18 protein-coding genes are annotated in these 14,617 nt (G+C 66.1%); 9 read left to right on the forward strand and 9 right to left on the reverse strand.

Annotated elements, in window-relative coordinates; translation table 11 throughout:
• Positions 1-95: 95 nt before the first annotated feature.
• The gene (locus OU419_RS00280; RefSeq protein WP_254469749.1) at positions 96-1,019 is read left to right on the forward strand and encodes a LysR family transcriptional regulator; all 924 of its coding nucleotides are present in this window, start codon (positions 96-98) and stop codon (positions 1,017-1,019) included.
• Between the two features lie 8 nt (positions 1,020-1,027).
• Here the strand turns inward: OU419_RS00280 and OU419_RS00285 are convergent, their stop codons facing one another.
• The gene (locus OU419_RS00285; protein ID WP_326494065.1) at positions 1,028-1,948 is read right to left on the reverse strand and encodes a LysR family transcriptional regulator; all 921 of its coding nucleotides are present in this window, start codon (positions 1,946-1,948) and stop codon (positions 1,028-1,030) included.
• 197 nt (positions 1,949-2,145) lie between these two features.
• Here OU419_RS00285 and OU419_RS00290 point away from each other — a divergent pair, with 197 nt between their 5' ends.
• Both OU419_RS00290 and OU419_RS00295 read left to right on the forward strand, forming a co-directional pair.
• Positions 2,146-3,096: an alpha/beta fold hydrolase gene (locus OU419_RS00290; RefSeq protein ID WP_254469750.1), complete on the forward strand. Its 951-nt coding sequence runs from the start codon at positions 2,146-2,148 to the stop codon at positions 3,094-3,096.
• 70 nt (positions 3,097-3,166) lie between these two features.
• The gene (locus tag OU419_RS00295; protein WP_254469751.1) at positions 3,167-4,195 is read left to right on the forward strand and encodes an AraC family transcriptional regulator; all 1,029 of its coding nucleotides are present in this window, start codon (positions 3,167-3,169) and stop codon (positions 4,193-4,195) included.
• A 1-nt stretch (position 4,196) separates the two neighbouring features.
• Here OU419_RS00295 and OU419_RS00300 read toward each other — a convergent pair whose 3' ends face one another.
• Both OU419_RS00300 and OU419_RS00305 read right to left on the reverse strand, forming a co-directional pair.
• On the reverse strand, positions 4,197-4,652 hold the full coding sequence (locus OU419_RS00300) for a GNAT family N-acetyltransferase (RefSeq protein ID WP_254469752.1): 456 nt from the start codon (positions 4,650-4,652) through the stop codon (positions 4,197-4,199).
• Between the two features lie 43 nt (positions 4,653-4,695).
• Positions 4,696-5,613, reverse strand: coding sequence for a LysR family transcriptional regulator (locus OU419_RS00305; RefSeq protein ID WP_254469753.1), 918 nt, complete (start codon positions 5,611-5,613; stop codon positions 4,696-4,698).
• 97 nt (positions 5,614-5,710) lie between these two features.
• Here OU419_RS00305 and OU419_RS00310 point away from each other — a divergent pair, with 97 nt between their 5' ends.
• The gene (locus OU419_RS00310) at positions 5,711-5,998 is read left to right on the forward strand and encodes a DUF2218 domain-containing protein (protein WP_254469754.1); all 288 of its coding nucleotides are present in this window, start codon (positions 5,711-5,713) and stop codon (positions 5,996-5,998) included.
• Positions 5,999-6,240: 242 nt separating this feature from the next.
• Here OU419_RS00310 and OU419_RS00315 read toward each other — a convergent pair whose 3' ends face one another.
• Together OU419_RS00315 and OU419_RS00320 are read right to left on the reverse strand one after the other, a co-directional pair.
• Positions 6,241-6,522 carry a type II toxin-antitoxin system RelE/ParE family toxin gene (locus OU419_RS00315; protein WP_254469755.1) on the reverse strand — a complete coding sequence of 94 codons (282 nt, stop codon included), beginning with the start codon at positions 6,520-6,522 and terminating at the stop codon, positions 6,241-6,243.
• Positions 6,519-6,746, reverse strand: coding sequence for a CopG family ribbon-helix-helix protein (locus OU419_RS00320; protein ID WP_254469756.1), 228 nt, complete (start codon positions 6,744-6,746; stop codon positions 6,519-6,521). Before OU419_RS00320 ends, OU419_RS00315 begins: the two co-directional genes overlap by 4 nt.
• Positions 6,747-7,003: 257 nt before the next feature.
• Between OU419_RS00320 and OU419_RS00325 the strand changes: the two genes are divergently transcribed.
• The 4 genes from OU419_RS00325 to OU419_RS00340 all read left to right on the forward strand — a co-directional run bounded on the left by OU419_RS00325 (position 7,004) and on the right by OU419_RS00340 (position 11,091).
• Entirely contained in the window at positions 7,004-8,389 is a 1,386-nt protein-coding gene (locus OU419_RS00325; protein WP_254469757.1) for a sodium:solute symporter, read from the forward strand.
• Between the two features lie 27 nt (positions 8,390-8,416).
• Positions 8,417-9,373, forward strand: coding sequence for an agmatinase (gene speB / locus OU419_RS00330; protein WP_254469758.1), 957 nt, complete (start codon positions 8,417-8,419; stop codon positions 9,371-9,373).
• A 75-nt stretch (positions 9,374-9,448) separates the two neighbouring features.
• Positions 9,449-10,375, forward strand: a complete 927-nt coding sequence (locus tag OU419_RS00335; protein WP_254469759.1) for a LysR family transcriptional regulator — start codon at positions 9,449-9,451, stop codon at positions 10,373-10,375.
• A complete protein-coding gene (locus OU419_RS00340; protein WP_254469760.1) occupies positions 10,372-11,091 on the forward strand; it encodes a phytanoyl-CoA dioxygenase family protein in 720 nt (239 codons plus the stop codon). Before OU419_RS00335 ends, OU419_RS00340 begins: the two co-directional genes overlap by 4 nt.
• A 3-nt stretch (positions 11,092-11,094) precedes the next feature.
• On the opposite strand, the gene OU419_RS00345 is transcribed toward OU419_RS00340, so the two are convergent.
• A complete protein-coding gene (locus tag OU419_RS00345; RefSeq protein ID WP_254469761.1) occupies positions 11,095-11,382 on the reverse strand; it encodes a hypothetical protein in 288 nt (95 codons plus the stop codon).
• Between the two features lie 44 nt (positions 11,383-11,426).
• Between OU419_RS00345 and OU419_RS00350 the strand changes: the two genes are divergently transcribed.
• Complete coding sequence (locus OU419_RS00350; protein WP_254469762.1) at positions 11,427-11,828, forward strand: GFA family protein; 402 nt, start codon at positions 11,427-11,429, stop codon at positions 11,826-11,828.
• Between the two features lie 94 nt (positions 11,829-11,922).
• Here the strand turns inward: OU419_RS00350 and OU419_RS00355 are convergent, their stop codons facing one another.
• Genes OU419_RS00355 through OU419_RS00365 form a run of 3 tightly spaced genes read right to left on the reverse strand, consistent with a single transcriptional unit; the run spans position 11,923 to position 14,547 of the window.
• Positions 11,923-13,884, reverse strand: a complete 1,962-nt coding sequence (locus OU419_RS00355; protein ID WP_254469763.1) for a DUF7844 domain-containing protein — start codon at positions 13,882-13,884, stop codon at positions 11,923-11,925.
• Positions 13,881-14,216, reverse strand: a complete 336-nt coding sequence (locus OU419_RS00360) for a DUF2388 domain-containing protein (protein ID WP_254469764.1) — start codon at positions 14,214-14,216, stop codon at positions 13,881-13,883. Before OU419_RS00360 ends, OU419_RS00355 begins: the two co-directional genes overlap by 4 nt.
• Positions 14,217-14,253: 37 nt before the next feature.
• Entirely contained in the window at positions 14,254-14,547 is a 294-nt protein-coding gene (locus OU419_RS00365; RefSeq protein WP_254469765.1) for a DUF2388 domain-containing protein, read from the reverse strand.
• Between the last annotated feature and the right edge of the window lie 70 nt (positions 14,548-14,617).

The following is a 14,617-nucleotide window of genomic DNA, read 5'->3' on the forward strand; positions in this document are numbered from 1 at the left end:
ACGGCAGACCGACTCAGGGAACGGTTTACTACATCAGCTCGCTCTGCTATCCATCAAATTCATTTGCCTCAATAAGTTGATGCGCGAGACGCATAATGGAGCTCAGACAGCTCAAGCACCTGATGGCCCTTGCCGACTTCCAGAACTTCCAGCGCGCCGCGGATGCCGTTGGCCTCAGCCAGTCGGCGCTGAGTCGCAGTATCCAGGCCCTGGAGCGCGACCTGGACTGCGCGCTGGTGGACCGCCAGAGCCGCGAATTCCGCCTCACCGGCCAGGGTGAGCTGGTGCTCCAGCACGCGCGCCGTCTGCTCGCCGGCACCCACTCGCTGCGCAACGAGCTGGCGCAGTACAACGGCCTGAATGCCGGTGAGCTGCGCTTCGGCTGCGGCCCCTACCCCGCCCAGTTGCTGGTGCCCGAGGCGATGGCCGATTTCATTCGCGCGCACCCGGCCATTGACGTCGGCTTCCTGATGGGCGACTGGGAACAGATGGCTCAGTTGCTCCGGGAGGAACAGGTGGAATTCTTCATTGGCGATGCGCGCAATTTCGCCGGCGATCCCGATTACCAGGTGCGCTGGATGGACCTGCGCCCGGGGCGCTTCTTCTGCCGCCCGGGCCACCCGCTGGCGCAGCTCGGGCCGCTGCCCCTGGCCACGCTGCTCGACTATCCGCGCGTTGGCACGCGCATTCCGCCGCCGCTGCGCAAGGTGCTGGCGGAGGTGATTGGCGAGCGTGATTTCCACATGAACGTCGAGTGCGCGCAGTTCGCCGCGATCCTGCACATCGTCGCCCGCTCCGATGCGGTCGGCCTGGCCGCTGTGGAGGCGCTGCACGACCCGGTGCAGCGTGACGAGGTGGCGTTGCTGCAGATTTCCGACATCCCTCAGGATCGCCCTGAATTGCGCCTGCACTACGGCATCGTCAGCCGCGCCGGTTACGGGCTTTCGCCCGCGGCACAGGCGATGGTCGATGCGATCTTCGCGGCCGACCGGCGCCTGCCGCGCGAGCTGTTGCCCTAGCCTGCGCACTACGCTCCGGCGCTGCGCCGGGTGGTGCGCACCAGGCCGGCGAACGTCTGCTGGACCTGGCGGATCGCGCGCTCCACGGCCTGTTCGAAGCGGTAGCGGCTCTCCACGTAGAGGCACAGTTCCAGGCGTAGCGGTTGCTCCAGCGGCAATGGGCAGTGCTGCAATCCCAGCACCTGGGCGACGCGGCCGGGCAGTGTCAGGCCGAGGGGCTGGCGGTCGGCGATGACCCGTGCTGCCAGCGCGCTCTGCACGCTGACGGCAATGTTGCGGCGCTGCCCGCGCAGGCCGAGTTCGAGGTCCACCGGAGCGAGGCCATCGCGCCGCTGCGACACCTGGATCTGCGGTGTTCGCAGGTACTCCTCCCGCGTGCGCGGCGGCTGCGTGAGCGCGGCGCCGTAGGCGAACACGTACTGGTCGCTGAGCAGCGGCAGCTTGCGCAGGCCGTTCTGCTGGGAGAGCGGCTGGTCAAGGTCGATCAGCAGGTCGAGCTTGCCGGTGGCCAGTTCCTGCAGCGCCTCGCGACGGCGGCTCTGGTAGAAACGTGGCTGCCAGTCGAAATCCGGGTTTTCCAGCAGGGTTTCCAGCAGCAGCGGCTGGAAGGCGTCAGGGCAACTGATGCGCAGGCTGCGCTGGGCCGGCGCAGCGTGGGCCGCTGGCGTATGGCGGAGCGCTTCGCGCAGGCTGTCCAGGGCCTCGCGGATGGACCCGGAAAGGCGGTGCGCGACGAGCGTGGGCGCCACGCCGAGGTGGGTCTTGATGAACAGCGGATCGTCGCAGAGCAGGCGCAGGCGGCGCAGCGCGTTGCTCATCGCGGGCTGGGTCAGGCCCATGACTTCGGCCGCGCGGGTGATGCTGCGCTGGTGGTAGATGGCATCGAAGGCCATCAGCAGGTTGAGGTCGAGCTGGCGAAGGTCGAGCACGGTGCAGTCCACGCGGCGCGTTGAAACGGAGGCGGGATGCTAGTGGCCGCCCTCCCCCTGTCGGTCATCCCCACAGGACAAAAAAAGATCAGGTGCGGCCTGCGGCGACGAACGAGGTCGCGGCATTCGCTTGGTGAATGCGGTTCGGCTTGCGCCGCGCGCTTGGCATAGTGAAGTGCTCACCGGGAGGGCGTGCGATGAACGAGTTCGAACACCGGATGCTGGCGGTCAACGGCATCCAGCTCAGCCTCTACAGTTGCGGCCCGCTGGATGGTCGACCGGTCTGGCTGCTGCATGGCTTTCCCGAGTGCTGGCATTCCTGGCAGCACCAGATGCGCGCGCTGGCGGCTGCCGGTTATCGCGTGTTCGCCCCGGAGATGCGTGGCTACGGCCAGAGCAGCGCGCCCGAGGCGGTGGACGCCTACGATGTGCTGACCTTGTGCGCGGACATCCAGGCGGCGATGGACGTGCTGGGCCATGAGCGCGTGGCGATGGTCGGCCACGACTGGGGGGCCCCGGTGGCCTGGCACCTGGCGCTGCTGGAGCCTGAGCGGATCGAGGCTCTGGTGACGCTGTCGGTGCCTTTCGCCGGAAGGCCGAAGCGACCGGCGGTGGAAATCATGCGCGAGGTGTTCGCCGGGCGATTCTTCTACATCCTCTACTTCCAGCAGCCTGGCGTCGCGGAGGCGGAGCTGGATGCGGACATCGCTCTGAGCCTGCGGCACTTCCTGGGCGACAATGTGCGCCTGGCGCCGGACCAGACGCCGGACACACCGCTGTTCGCGCACTCCCCGCCGCCACCGGAGCACCCAGCCTGGTGCAGTGCCGAGGACTTCCAGTGGTATGTGCGCACCTTCGCCGGACGCGGCCTGCGCGGTGCGTTGAACTGGTACCGCAACTTCGAGCGCACCTGGCAGCGCACCGAGCCGCTGGCGGGGCGCAAGGTCGAGCAGCCGACGCTGTTCCTGATCGGCGACCGCGATCCGGTTGGCCGCTTCGAGTCCTACACCTTGCAGCGGATGCCCGAACATGTGCCGCATCTGGAACAGCACACGCTGGAGAACTGCGGGCACTGGATTCAGAACCAGCAGCCGGCGCGGGTCAACGCACTGCTGCTGGACTTCCTCGGTCGCCATTACGGCGCCTGAGCCAGGCCGGCTTGTGGACGCAGGTTGCGATGGGTAAGGTCTGACGCCACTGTGCCGTCCGCCGAGTCCCATGAGCGCATCCCACGTCGAATTGCCCAACGCCTTCTACGCGCCGACCCTGCTGCCGGCCATCGAGGAACTGTTGTCCCGAGGCGTCGGCGCCCAGGCCCTGGAAGCGTGTTTCCGGCGCAGCCTGCTGGAGCTGCGCACGCCGCTGGTGCGGGTTCCACTGTTCCTCTCGCGGCGCTTCTGGGCGTTGGCGGAAGAGGCCAGCGGTGACCCGGCGATCGGCTTGCAGGCCGCGCGGCACTTCGCGTCCAGCCTCACCAATGGGCTGACCTACCTGTTCGATGTGGCGCCGACGCTGGAGTCGGCCTGCGCGCATTTCGCCGAGTACTTTCCCTACTTCAACGGCTCGCTGTGCGTCGAGCTGCACCGCCGCGACGGCAGGGTGATGCTGTCGCTGCGCGAGCGCGGCGCGCTGCGTTCCGGCCGCCAGAGCCGCGAGTACACGGTGGTGGGCATCTGCAGCCTGCTGCGGCGCAAGCTGCTGGCCAGCGGGATCACCCAGGACCCGTTGCTGAGCATCGACCTGCCCGGTGCCGCGCCAGTCAACGACGAGCGCTATGTGCAGGCGCTGCGCGCGCCACTGCGATGGGGCGCGCCGGACCTGGTGCTGCACCTGGACGCCGCGCTGTTCGGGCGTGTGCTGGCGCCGCACAACGCGATGCTGGAAGGCACCCTGGTCGGCTTGCTCGACCAGGCGCGGGCGCAGACCCAGCGCACTTTGCTGGATGACGCGGCTGACTACATCGCGCGGGAGCTGCCTGGCGGGGCGAGCTTCCAGTCGTTTTGCGAAGGCCGCCACCTGACTGAGCGCACGGCCGCGCGGCGGTTGCTCAGCCACGGCTGGCGCTACAGCGAACTGCTCGACGAGCAGCGTCGCTACCTGGCGGTGGACTTGCTGGAGGATGCGCGGCTGGGCTTGGCGCAGATCACCGACCAGCTCGGCTACGGCGATCTGCAGAGTTTCTCCCGCGCCTTCAGCCGCTGGTACGGCACCAGCCCGGGCGCCTGGCGCGACGCCCTGCCCGGCTGATTCAGGCGCTGCGGCGCATGCCGATGTGCGGGATGTCATCTTCCAGGTAGACCTCAGTGACCGGCGCGAAACCGTAGCGACCGTAGTAGCCCTGCAGATGCGCCTGCGCCGAGAGGTAGATCGGCAGGCCCGGCCAGCGCCGGGCGATGTCGGCGAGGGCGTGTTCCATCAGTTCATGGCCCAGGCCCTGGCCGCGCCCGTTCGGCGCGATCACCACGCGGCCAATCACCACCTCACCGTCGTGCTGAAGCGGGTCGAGCAGGCGCAGGTAGCCGAGCAGTTGTCCGCCCTCTTCAACCATCAGGTGGCAGGTGTCGCCTATGAGGTCGAGGCCATCGACTTCCTGATAGGGGCACTTCTGCTCGACCACGAAGACCTCGGTGCGCAGGCTGAGAATCGCGTACAGCTCCTCCGTGCTCAGTTCGCTGTGGTGCTTGCAGGTCCAGGTCCGGCTCATGATGGGTGCTCCTGTCGATGGGGGCGTCATGTTAGCGCGCCGTTCAGACCGGCGCCTGGAAGCGCAGCAGCGCGGAGCCACCGAGGTGCCGGCGCAGCGCCTCGATGGCGACCTTGACCTTGGCCGGCTGCGCATCGCGGCGGGGCGTGACGGCGTAGATGCCGAACGGCGGCAACGTCCATTGCGGCAGTAGGCGCAGCAGACGGCCCTCCTCCAGCGCCTCGCGAACCTCCGGTTCGGGCTGCGCGGAAATGCCCAGACCATCAAGAGTGAACTGGCGCAGGGCGATCATGCTGTTGGCCGCCACGCGCGGCTCCAGGCGCAGCTTGCAGCCCTCCCCGTCCGGCCCGCTGAAGTTCAGGTATCCGTGGTGCGCCACGGTGTTCAGTGCGAGCCAGTCGACGCCTTGCAATTGTTGCGGATGTTCGATTGGCGGAATGCGCCGCAGGTAGGCCGGAGCTGCGCAGATGACGTTGTTCCACTCGGCGAGATGGCGCGCCACCAGGCTGGAATCGGACAGGCTGCCGACGCGGATGGCGAGGTCGATGCGCTGCCCGATCAGGTCGATCTGCTCGTCATGGAAGAACAGTTGCAGACGCAGTTGCCGGTGATTTTCCAGCAGAGGGCGCAGCGCTTCGGTGATCAGCTTGCCGGAAAAGCCCACCGGTGCGGCCAGGCGCAGTTCGCCCACGGGCGCTTCGCGCCATTCGCCCAGGCGCTGCTCGGCTTCTTCGGCGATGGCCAGCATCTGTGCGCAGCTCCGGTAGAAGGCCTCGCCCGCTTCGGTGAGCGTGAGCTTGCGGGTGGTGCGGTGCAGCAGCGTGACTTGCGCGTGGGCTTCGAGCTTGCGGATCTGCTGGCTGACAGCCGATGGCGTCATTCCCAGGCTTTCGGCGGCGGCGGCCATCGACCCGCGGGCGACCACCGTGGCGAATACCGCCATTCCCTTGAGGTTGTCCATTGTGAAGCTCCGCTTAAGAGTGAAAGCCAAAATAGCGGCTTTTTCCCTGGTTTTCCGCCGCCTAGGATGGCAAGACTCGAAAAAGGAGAAGAGAACGATGCCGTTAAGCCGTGCAACCGTCGCTACACCCGATGCCGCTCGCTATCTCAAGCGGCTGTGCAACCACTTCGCCCACAAGCTTCCCGTCGAGCAGACCGATAGCCGCGGCGTACTGCGCTTCGATTTCGGCACCTGCCGCCTCGATGCCACGGCCGATGCGCTGTTGCTGGACGCCGAAGCCGCCGATGTGGAGGGCCTGGAGCGCCTGCAGAACGTGGTGGTCAGCCACCTCGACCGTTTCGCCTGGAAAGAAGGCCAACTGCCGGTGAACTGGCAAGCCGCCTGAAAACGCAGGACGCAAAGCGCCAAAACGAAAAACCCGGCCAAGGCCGGGTTTTTTATTGCCTGGAACAAGCCAGGCGTCGCCGATAGTTTTTGACCGCGTTTTAAGTTCCGGTCACATAAAGATCGCCTATTTATAGGTGTGGATTAGTAACGACCCAGTAATCATTGATTGATTTTTTGATCAATATTTGACCGAATCGAAAAGTCAATACTTTGAAATATCTTGTAACCGTGTGACCACTTTTACCCCGAGTTATCCACACGGTCGATGCGCAAAATCTGTACAGAACGCCCCTTGACCCGGAATGCGGCCTGGTACGGCCAGCGCTCGATAGATAGTTCGCGCACACCTGGCACCTCGCTGGGCGCGCCGCTGCTGCTTTGCTCCAGGTTCATCAGCGGGCGCACCTGCTCGACGATGTCCTGGATGGCTCGCAGCGCTTTCTCCGGGCCGATAAGCACTACGTAGTGGTCGTAGATGGCGTCCAGGTCGGCAGCCGCCTTGTGCGTCCACTGCAGGCTCATGCCAGCCCCCATTTCGCTTCGATGACGGTGTGCTCCAGCAGGTGGCCGGCATCGGCATCCGCCACGCCTTCATCGATCGTCGCCACGTGCCAGCTCTGCCGCTCCAGGTACTGCGCCAGGGCCTGGCGCAGGTGATACGGGCGGTCGCGATGGGTGGCACGGGCCAACTGGTCCAGCGCTTCGACAAGGGCGTCATCCGCGCGGAAGGAAACAACGGTGGTCAATTTTCGTACAGCTCCGTTTACGCTGTATACAGTGTTTACAACGATAACATACGTATACGAATCAAGCACTTGGCGGGGGAGGGTTTTTGCGGGAGGAGTTGCTTTAGAGCGCTCAGCGTGTGGTGCGGGCTGCGCCGTCACTTTCGCGGCAGCGAAAGTTGGCTTCCGGCTTTGGGGATTTGCCCGGAGGGGTCGGTGCAGCAGGCTTGCGAGGCGACGGCCTGAATCCCACACAACAACAACAGGAGCCTCCCGCGATGCTGCTCGACTACCTGATCATGCTGGTCTACGCCTTGGGCATGCTTGCCCTGGGCTGGTACGGAATGCGCAAGGCGCGCAACCAGAACGACTTCCTCGTGGCAGGGCGCCGTCTCGGCCCGGGTCTCTACCTGGGCACCATGGCCGCTGTGGTTCTGGGCGGCGCCTCCACCATCGGCACGGTGAAGCTCGGCTATCTCTACGGGCTGTCCGGCCTGTGGCTGGTGTTCATGCTGGGCCTGGGCATCATCGTGCTCAGCCTGGTGTTCTCGCGGCAGATCGCGCGGCTGAAGGTCTACACCGTCACGCAGATCCTCGAGCAACGCTACCAGGCGTCCTCGCGGTTGATTGGCGGCGTGGTGATGGTCGCTTACGACCTGATGGTGGCGGTCACCGCTACCATCGCCATCGGCTCGGTGACCGAGGTGGTCTTCGAGATCCCGCGTATCCCGGCGATCCTCTGCGGGGGCGGCATCGTCATCGTCTACTCGGTGATCGGCGGCATGTGGTCGCTGACCCTCACCGACATCATCCAGTTTGTCATCAAGACCCTCGGCATCTTTGCCGTGCTGCTGCCGTTGTCGATCCACGAGGCGGGCGGTCTGTCGCGCATGCAGGAAGTGTTGCCGGCGGGCTTCTTCGATCTCGGCCACATCGGTCTGGATACCATCCTCACCTACTTCCTGCTGTATTTCTTCGGCGCACTGATCGGCCAGGACATCTGGCAGCGTGTGTTCACCGCGCGCAGCGAGAAGGTGGTGCGCTATGCCGGCCTCGGCGCGGGCGTCTACTGCATGCTCTATGGCCTGGCCTGTGCGCTGATCGGCGCCGCCGCCCATGTGCTGCTGCCCAACCTGGCAGTGCCGGAAAACGCCTATGCCGAAGTCACCCGCCAGGTGCTCCAGCCCGGTTTGCGCGGCCTGGTGGTCGCGGCGGCGCTGTCGGCCATCATGTCCACCGCCTCGGGCTGCCTGCTGGCTGCCGCCACGGTGTTCCAGGAGGACATCTATTCGCGCTTCCTGCGCCCCGGCGCACCCAACGGCCTGCGCGAAAGCCGTCTGTTCACGCTATTGATGGGCGTGGTGATGCTGGCCCTGGCGTGCCTGGTGAACGATGTCATCGGCGCCCTGAGCATTGCCTATAACCTGCTGGTCGGTGGCCTGCTGGTGCCGATTCTCGGCGCGCTGCTGTGGCGCCGCGCTTCGGCTCGCGGGGCCATCGCCAGCATCGTCGTCGGCAGCCTGGTGGTGGTCCTGTTCATGATCATCGACGGCGTTCTCGCCAACACCCCCATCGCCTACGGCCTTCTCGCCAGCCTGCTCACCTTCGTGGTGGTCAGCCTCGCCGGCGCGCCGGCCGCCAGCCTGCAGGCGCAGGTCGACTGACCCCTCTCACCCATCAGGAGACAACCCATGCCCCATGACTTCCCGCAACCCATGGACGCCGCCGAGATTCCCCGCTTCGCCGGCATTCCCAGCTTCATGCGCCTGCCGATCTTCGAGGATCCGGCCCAGGTGGACATCGCGCTGCTCGGCGTGCCGTGGGACGGCGGCACCACCAACCGCGCCGGCGCTCGCCACGGCCCGCGCGAGGTGCGCAACCAGTCGAGCCTGATGCGCAAGGTGCACCATGTCAGCCGCATCGCACCCTACGATCTGGTGCGTGTCGGCGATATTGGCGATGCGCCGGTGAATCCCATCGATCTGCTCGATTCGCTCAAGCGCATCGAAGGCTTCTACCGCCGCATTCACGCCGCCGGGACTATCCCGCTGTCGGTCGGCGGCGACCACCTGGTGACCCTGCCGATCTTTCGCGCGCTGGCCGCGGAGCGGCCGGTCGGCATGGTGCATTTCGATGCCCACTCCGACACCAATGACCGCTACTTCGGCGACAACCCCTACACCCACGGGACGCCGTTCCGCCGCGCTATCGAGGAGGGGCTGCTGGACCCGAAGCGCACCGTGCAGATCGGCATTCGGGGCTCGATCTACTCGGCCGAAGACGAAGCCTTCGCCAAGGACTGTGGCATCCGTGTGATCCACATGGAGGAGTTCGCCGACCTGGGCGTGGAGGCCACGCTCGCGGAGGTACATCGGGTGGTGGGACAGGAGCCGACCTACGTGACCTTCGATGTGGACGTGCTCGACCCGGCATTCGCGCCCGGTACCGGTACGCCGGAAATCGGTGGGATGACCACCTTGCAGGCGCAGCACATGATTCGGGGCCTGCAGGGGCTGAACCTGATCGGCGCCGATGTCGTGGAGGTGTCGCCGCCGTTCGACCAGGGTGGGGCGACCGCGCTGGTGGGCGCCACCATGATGTTCGAGCTGCTCTGCGTGCTGGCCGACTCGATCGCATCGCGCCGCTGACGGCCCCGGGGGTTCACGGGGCGGCATCGTCGGCGCTATAACGAAGGGCCTGCGCCCGCCGTTGCGAGAACCCCCATGCTGGGCAATCTTTCCGATATCGACCTGCGCCTGCTGCGCACCTTCTGCACCATCGTCGAAGCGGGCGGCTTCACGGCCGCCCAGGTTCGCCTGAACACCAGTCTGTCGCGGCTGAGCGTGTTGGTGCGCGACCTCGAAGTGCGCCTGGGCTATTCGCTGTGTCGGCGTGGCAGCAGTGGCTTCCAGCTCACCGAGGAAGGGCAGCAGTTGTATGAGGCAGCGCAGGGATTGTTCGTTGATATCGAGCGCTTCCGCGAGCAGGTGACGGGCCTGGGTGGCCGCGACCGCGAGGTGTTGCACCTGGGCTGCGTGGATGGCGTGCTCGGCCAGCAATGCTGGCCGTTGCCGCTGGCGATCCGGCTGTTCCGCGAGGCTCATCCGCGAGTGCGTCTGAACCTGCATACCCAGCGCCCGGATGAGCTGGAGAACGCCGTGCTGGAGGAGCGCCTGCAACTGGCCATCGGCGCCTTCCACCATCGCTTGTCCGGGCTCTGCTACCAACTGCTGTTCCGCGAGGAACAGAACCTCTATTGCGCCCGTGAGCATCCGTTCTTCGAGCGTGCGCAGGACGAGCCGTCGCTGGAGCAGATCTGCGCCGCCGAGTATGTCGGGCGTGGCTACATGGCTGAGAGCCGGCGCCCCCACGGCCTGGTATTCAGCCGTTCCACCAATGCGTACAGCATGGAGGCCATCGCCAACCTGGTGTTCAGCGGCACCTTCATCGGCTATCTGCCGACCCACTACGCCGGCGAATGGGTTGCCGAAGGGCGCCTGCGGGCGATCCGTCCGGCGCAGTTGGCCTATGTCTCCGAATTCCATTGCGTGACGCGCCAGGGCGCGGAGCCGGGAGAGGTGCTGGGAGCGTTCCTCGATGCGCTGGCGCGCGCCCAGGCCGAGCTGGGGAGCGGAGAGCTGGCCCCGTGAGCCGTCTGCAGGCGCTGCACGAGGACGGCTTCGTCCTGCTGCGCGGGTTGCTGGATGCCGCGCAGGTGGCCGAGGTGCGCGGGTTGATCGACGGCCTGCGGCCGCTCCACTGGGACTACGAGGGCCTGGTGGATCATTACAAGTGCGTGTTCAACCGTTCGCCGCGCTGGCTGCCGTATCTCGATCCGCCAGGCTTGATCGAGCTGGCGGAGGCAGCGCTGGGTACGGACTGCCATGTGATCGGCCAGACGGCCTGGCGCTGCCACCCCGGCTTCATCGGCGCGGAGATGCACCAGGACTATCTGCCTGTTGCGTTGCCGGCGCCGGGGTTCGAGCTGCCGATGTTCATCTGCACCGCGCAGATCTATCTCGACGATATCGATGAGGCGCTGTGTCCGACGTGGGTGATTCCCGGTAGTCATCGCGCCGGTCGCGCGCCGGCACCTGACGAGCGCGAATGGCAGGGCCGGAAGGCCGAGCCCGTGCTCTGCCAGGCTGGCGATTGCTTGCTGTTTCGCAGTGACCTGTGGCACGCCGGTAGCCGCAATCGCAGCCAGCGCACGCGCTACCTGTTGCAGGTGCACTATGGCCGGCGCATGGTCGCGCAGAAGTTCTCGCCCTATCTGGAATGGGCCTTCAATCCCGAGATCGTGGCTGCCTGCACGCCACGACAACGGCGCTTGCTGGGCGACCATGAGGCCGCCGAATACGACTGACGCTCAGCGGGGCGCGAGCAGCCAGGCATGTAGTTGCTGAAGGATGGCATCGCCTTGTGCGCAGTCCGCTATCAGGTAGTAACCGGACCAGTTGTCCCAGCCGCTCTTGAGCAGCACATCGCCGAGGCGAAAATGCGGTCCGATGGTAACGTCGAAGGTTCCGCCGATGTGATCGTGCTGGACTGTTGCGGCGCCCAGCGCGTGGAGATGCTCCAGCAGCGACGGCCACTGATTGGCAGGATCGTCTTCCATGTTCAGCGACAGGTGACCCTTCGCGGTTCGGAAAAGCATCGGTTGGGTTGGCATCGGATCAGTCAGGGATAAGAGGAGCAAGCATGGACAGAGTACACGGCGGCGGTTGCCACTGCGGCCAGCTGCGTTACGAGTGCAACGCACCGCTCACGGACGTCGCCCATTGCCACTGTTCGATCTGCCGGCGTACCACTGGCGGCATCGTCACTACCTGGGCCACGGTGCCGCTGACGAGCTTCCGCTGGACTATCGGCAAGCCCGCCGAGTACCGCTCATCAGCCTCCTGCGTGCGCTACTTCTGCGCTCATTGCGGGGCTCAGTTGGCGCTGTTCACCGACCTTGCGCCGGATACCCTGGATATCACCACGGCAACGCTGGACGACGTCGCCGAGGTCGTGCCGGGCCGGCATATCTGGGTGAAGAGCCGGCTGCCGTGGATCCATCTGGATGAGCAGTTGGAAGATGAATGGGAAGAGAAGCTCTAGCGCCAGCGCTGGGTGAGGGCGCCAGGGTGACACCCAGCGCTGGCGGCTCAGGAGCAGGTGAGCTATCCGGCGCTGCGAGAGCGCCCGCCTCCCGTCAGGGCAGCTCGAACCCGCCCGCCGCCTTGTGCAGTTCCCGCAGGTGCGCGCTGATCTGCCGGGTGTTGGCTTCCAGCGCCGCCAATTCGTCGCGGCGCTCGGGCGTCAGCAGTGCGCGCACTTCGCGGTCGAGGTTGTCGCTGAGCTGGCGCAGATGCTTCTGCCGCTGCTGGGTCTGCTGTTCGAGGGTGACGGTTTCCTTTGCCTGGGGCAGGCCGTAGCCACCATCCAGAAGCTCTGCCGGGCGGCTGAGGAAGCCGCTGTCGTCGAGGATCTGCTGCAGGGTCTTGCCGGCGGTGGCGAGCCTGGAGTTGTTGCCCAGGTCGTCGCGGTTGCTCAGGTAGAGCTGCTTGAGTTCGTCCTGGGCCAGCAGCAACTGGCGGCGTAGGGATGCCTGTTCGAGCAACAGCAGCGCGGCGCTCGCGCGCAGATCGGCCTTGTCGAACCACGGGCGGCGCTCCACGGCGGGCAGCGCGAGCCAGTCCTCGACCTTCTCCTGGCGGATGTCCAGGCGCTTCTTCAGCACGTCGAACATGGCCTGGTAGCGGTCGCGGAAGGAGTCGAAGCGGTAACCCAGGCGCAGGGCTTCCTTCGGGTTCTCCAATACGCTCGCGTCGGCGATCCGCTGGTTTTCCAGCAGGCCGAGTACGCCGTAGGGGGTGATGCTGTCCATGTTCTGCAGGCTCTGCCGGGGGATGCCGCCGCGTAGCAGCTTCAGCGTCTCGACAGCGCAGTTGTTGGACAGGAAGTAGTAGTTGCCGTCGTAGCTCCAGTGGGTCTGCGCGGAGCGCTCCACCAGGCTGTTGACCTCTTCGCGGCTGAGCTTGAGCGGAATCGATGCAAGGCTGCGCAGTTCGACCTTGGTGTATTCCTCGATCACTTGCGACAGCGGCAGCACAAACAGGCGCGAGGGGTAGACACCGGTGAGGCCGTCCCAACTGGAAAGCTGAAGGTCGCCGACGAAGGCGCGGAACGACAGCACCAGGTGCTGGTCGAGGTCGAGCCGGCAATCCGGCCCGCGCGGACGGCCCGGCGCGCAGACGACCAGGCGTAGCATGGTGTGGCCCCAGCGGCTGGCGATGTCGTTGTTGGCTTCGGCGATCAGGTAGTCCACCTCGTAGACCCGCTCCGGGTCGAGGTAGCCCAGTGGCTGGCGACCGAAATCGCGGCCGGCGTTGAGGTAGGCGTAGCTGCTTGCGCACTGCTCGCGTTGAGTGCGCTCGCCAAAGCGCGAGGCGTAGTAGCGGTACAGCGAGGGGCGGCGGCAGGCATAGCTCGGGTCGAGGAGGAAGTACTCCATGTTGACCGCGGCATACTCGCGCGGGTTGCTCAGCTCGTAGCTGTCCGGGCTGCGCAGGATGAATCGGTTGTGCTGCTCGCGCTCGCCGTGGCGGCCCGCGTACTGGGGCCAGCCGGCGAGGTCGAGCAGGCGTGGATCATCCGACAGGGTGAAGCGGCGACCGGTCTGGCCACGGCATTCGTCGGGCGCGCCAACACGGCCCAGACTCTTGTCGCGCATCGTGCAGCGACGGATGACGCGCGCTTCGTCGGCGTCCCACAGGCGGGCGCGGTCATAGAGATGGGTGAGTTCGTGGAGCAGGGTGGCCAGTAGTTCGCGGCGGAGAGTGCCGTGGGCGCGGCCAGTCTGCTGCGTGGCGGCGCTACCATCGGTGAGCGCGGCGAGATAGCGGGTGTTCAGGGCAATGGCGCCGGGCCGCAGGGCACGGCCCATGCCGTTGCTGGGCAGGTCATCGCGCCATTGCACCTCGACGCGGCGGTCGAGACGCTCGACGAAGCTGTCCGGCAAGGTGCGCAGCGCTTCGTCCAGCAACTGCTGGCTGGCTTGGCGCTGTGCGCTGGAAAGTCCTTCGTCGTTGAGCTCCAGGCGGAGAGCGGCGTGGCTGCTGGCGGCGACGATCAGTGCGAGGGCCGCCAGCCAGCGGCCAGCCCGGAGCCTCACAGTGCGAGGATGGCTTCGGCCAGCGCCTGGTCGGAGGCGTCGCGCGCTTGCGGTACGTCTTCGCGCAGAACCTTGAATGCGGCTTCGAGCTGGGCGCCACGGATCGCACCGTCGCTGCCGACGAAGCTGGCGGCGTCGTCACGCGCTTCCTGCACCACTTTCATGTCGCGGATGGAGGTGGTGGTGTCCGAGGTGAAGTCGATGCTGCGGGCGAAGGCGTTGGTGGTGATGTTGAATACGCGAATCACCGACTGGGCCTGGACGCTGGAAGCGCAGGCGGCGAGCAGCAGACCGACGATCAGGGGGCTCTTGGAAATCGAGCTGAGGCGCATGGATGTCTCCGAAAGGGCAGCAGACGCTGCTCACGACTTATTGGGCAAGAATCGCTTCGGCCAGTTCCCGATCATTTGCCGCAAGTTCCGGATGGCGCTGGCGGAGCCAGTGCAGCGCGGCTTCCAGGCGTACGCCGCGCAGTTCGCCACCGGTGGCGATGAACCCCGCCGCGTCGTCACGGGCGCTGCGCAGCAGCTTGTTCTCGAACGGCGTGCTGGTCAGTTTGCTGGTGACATAGCTGGTCCCTGCCGGGAACTGGGTGGTCTGGTCGAACGCCAGCGCAGGCATGGAGCAGAGCAGGATCGGCAGCAGTAAGGACAGGAAACGCATTGGCGGAAATGATCGGAAAAGCACGGCCGCCAAGGCTAACGGAATGCGCGGGCGAGGGCCAGCGCGGCGC

It is taken from the genome of Pseudomonas triclosanedens (assembly GCF_026686735.1).
Classification (GTDB): domain Bacteria; phylum Pseudomonadota; class Gammaproteobacteria; order Pseudomonadales; family Pseudomonadaceae; genus Pseudomonas; species Pseudomonas triclosanedens.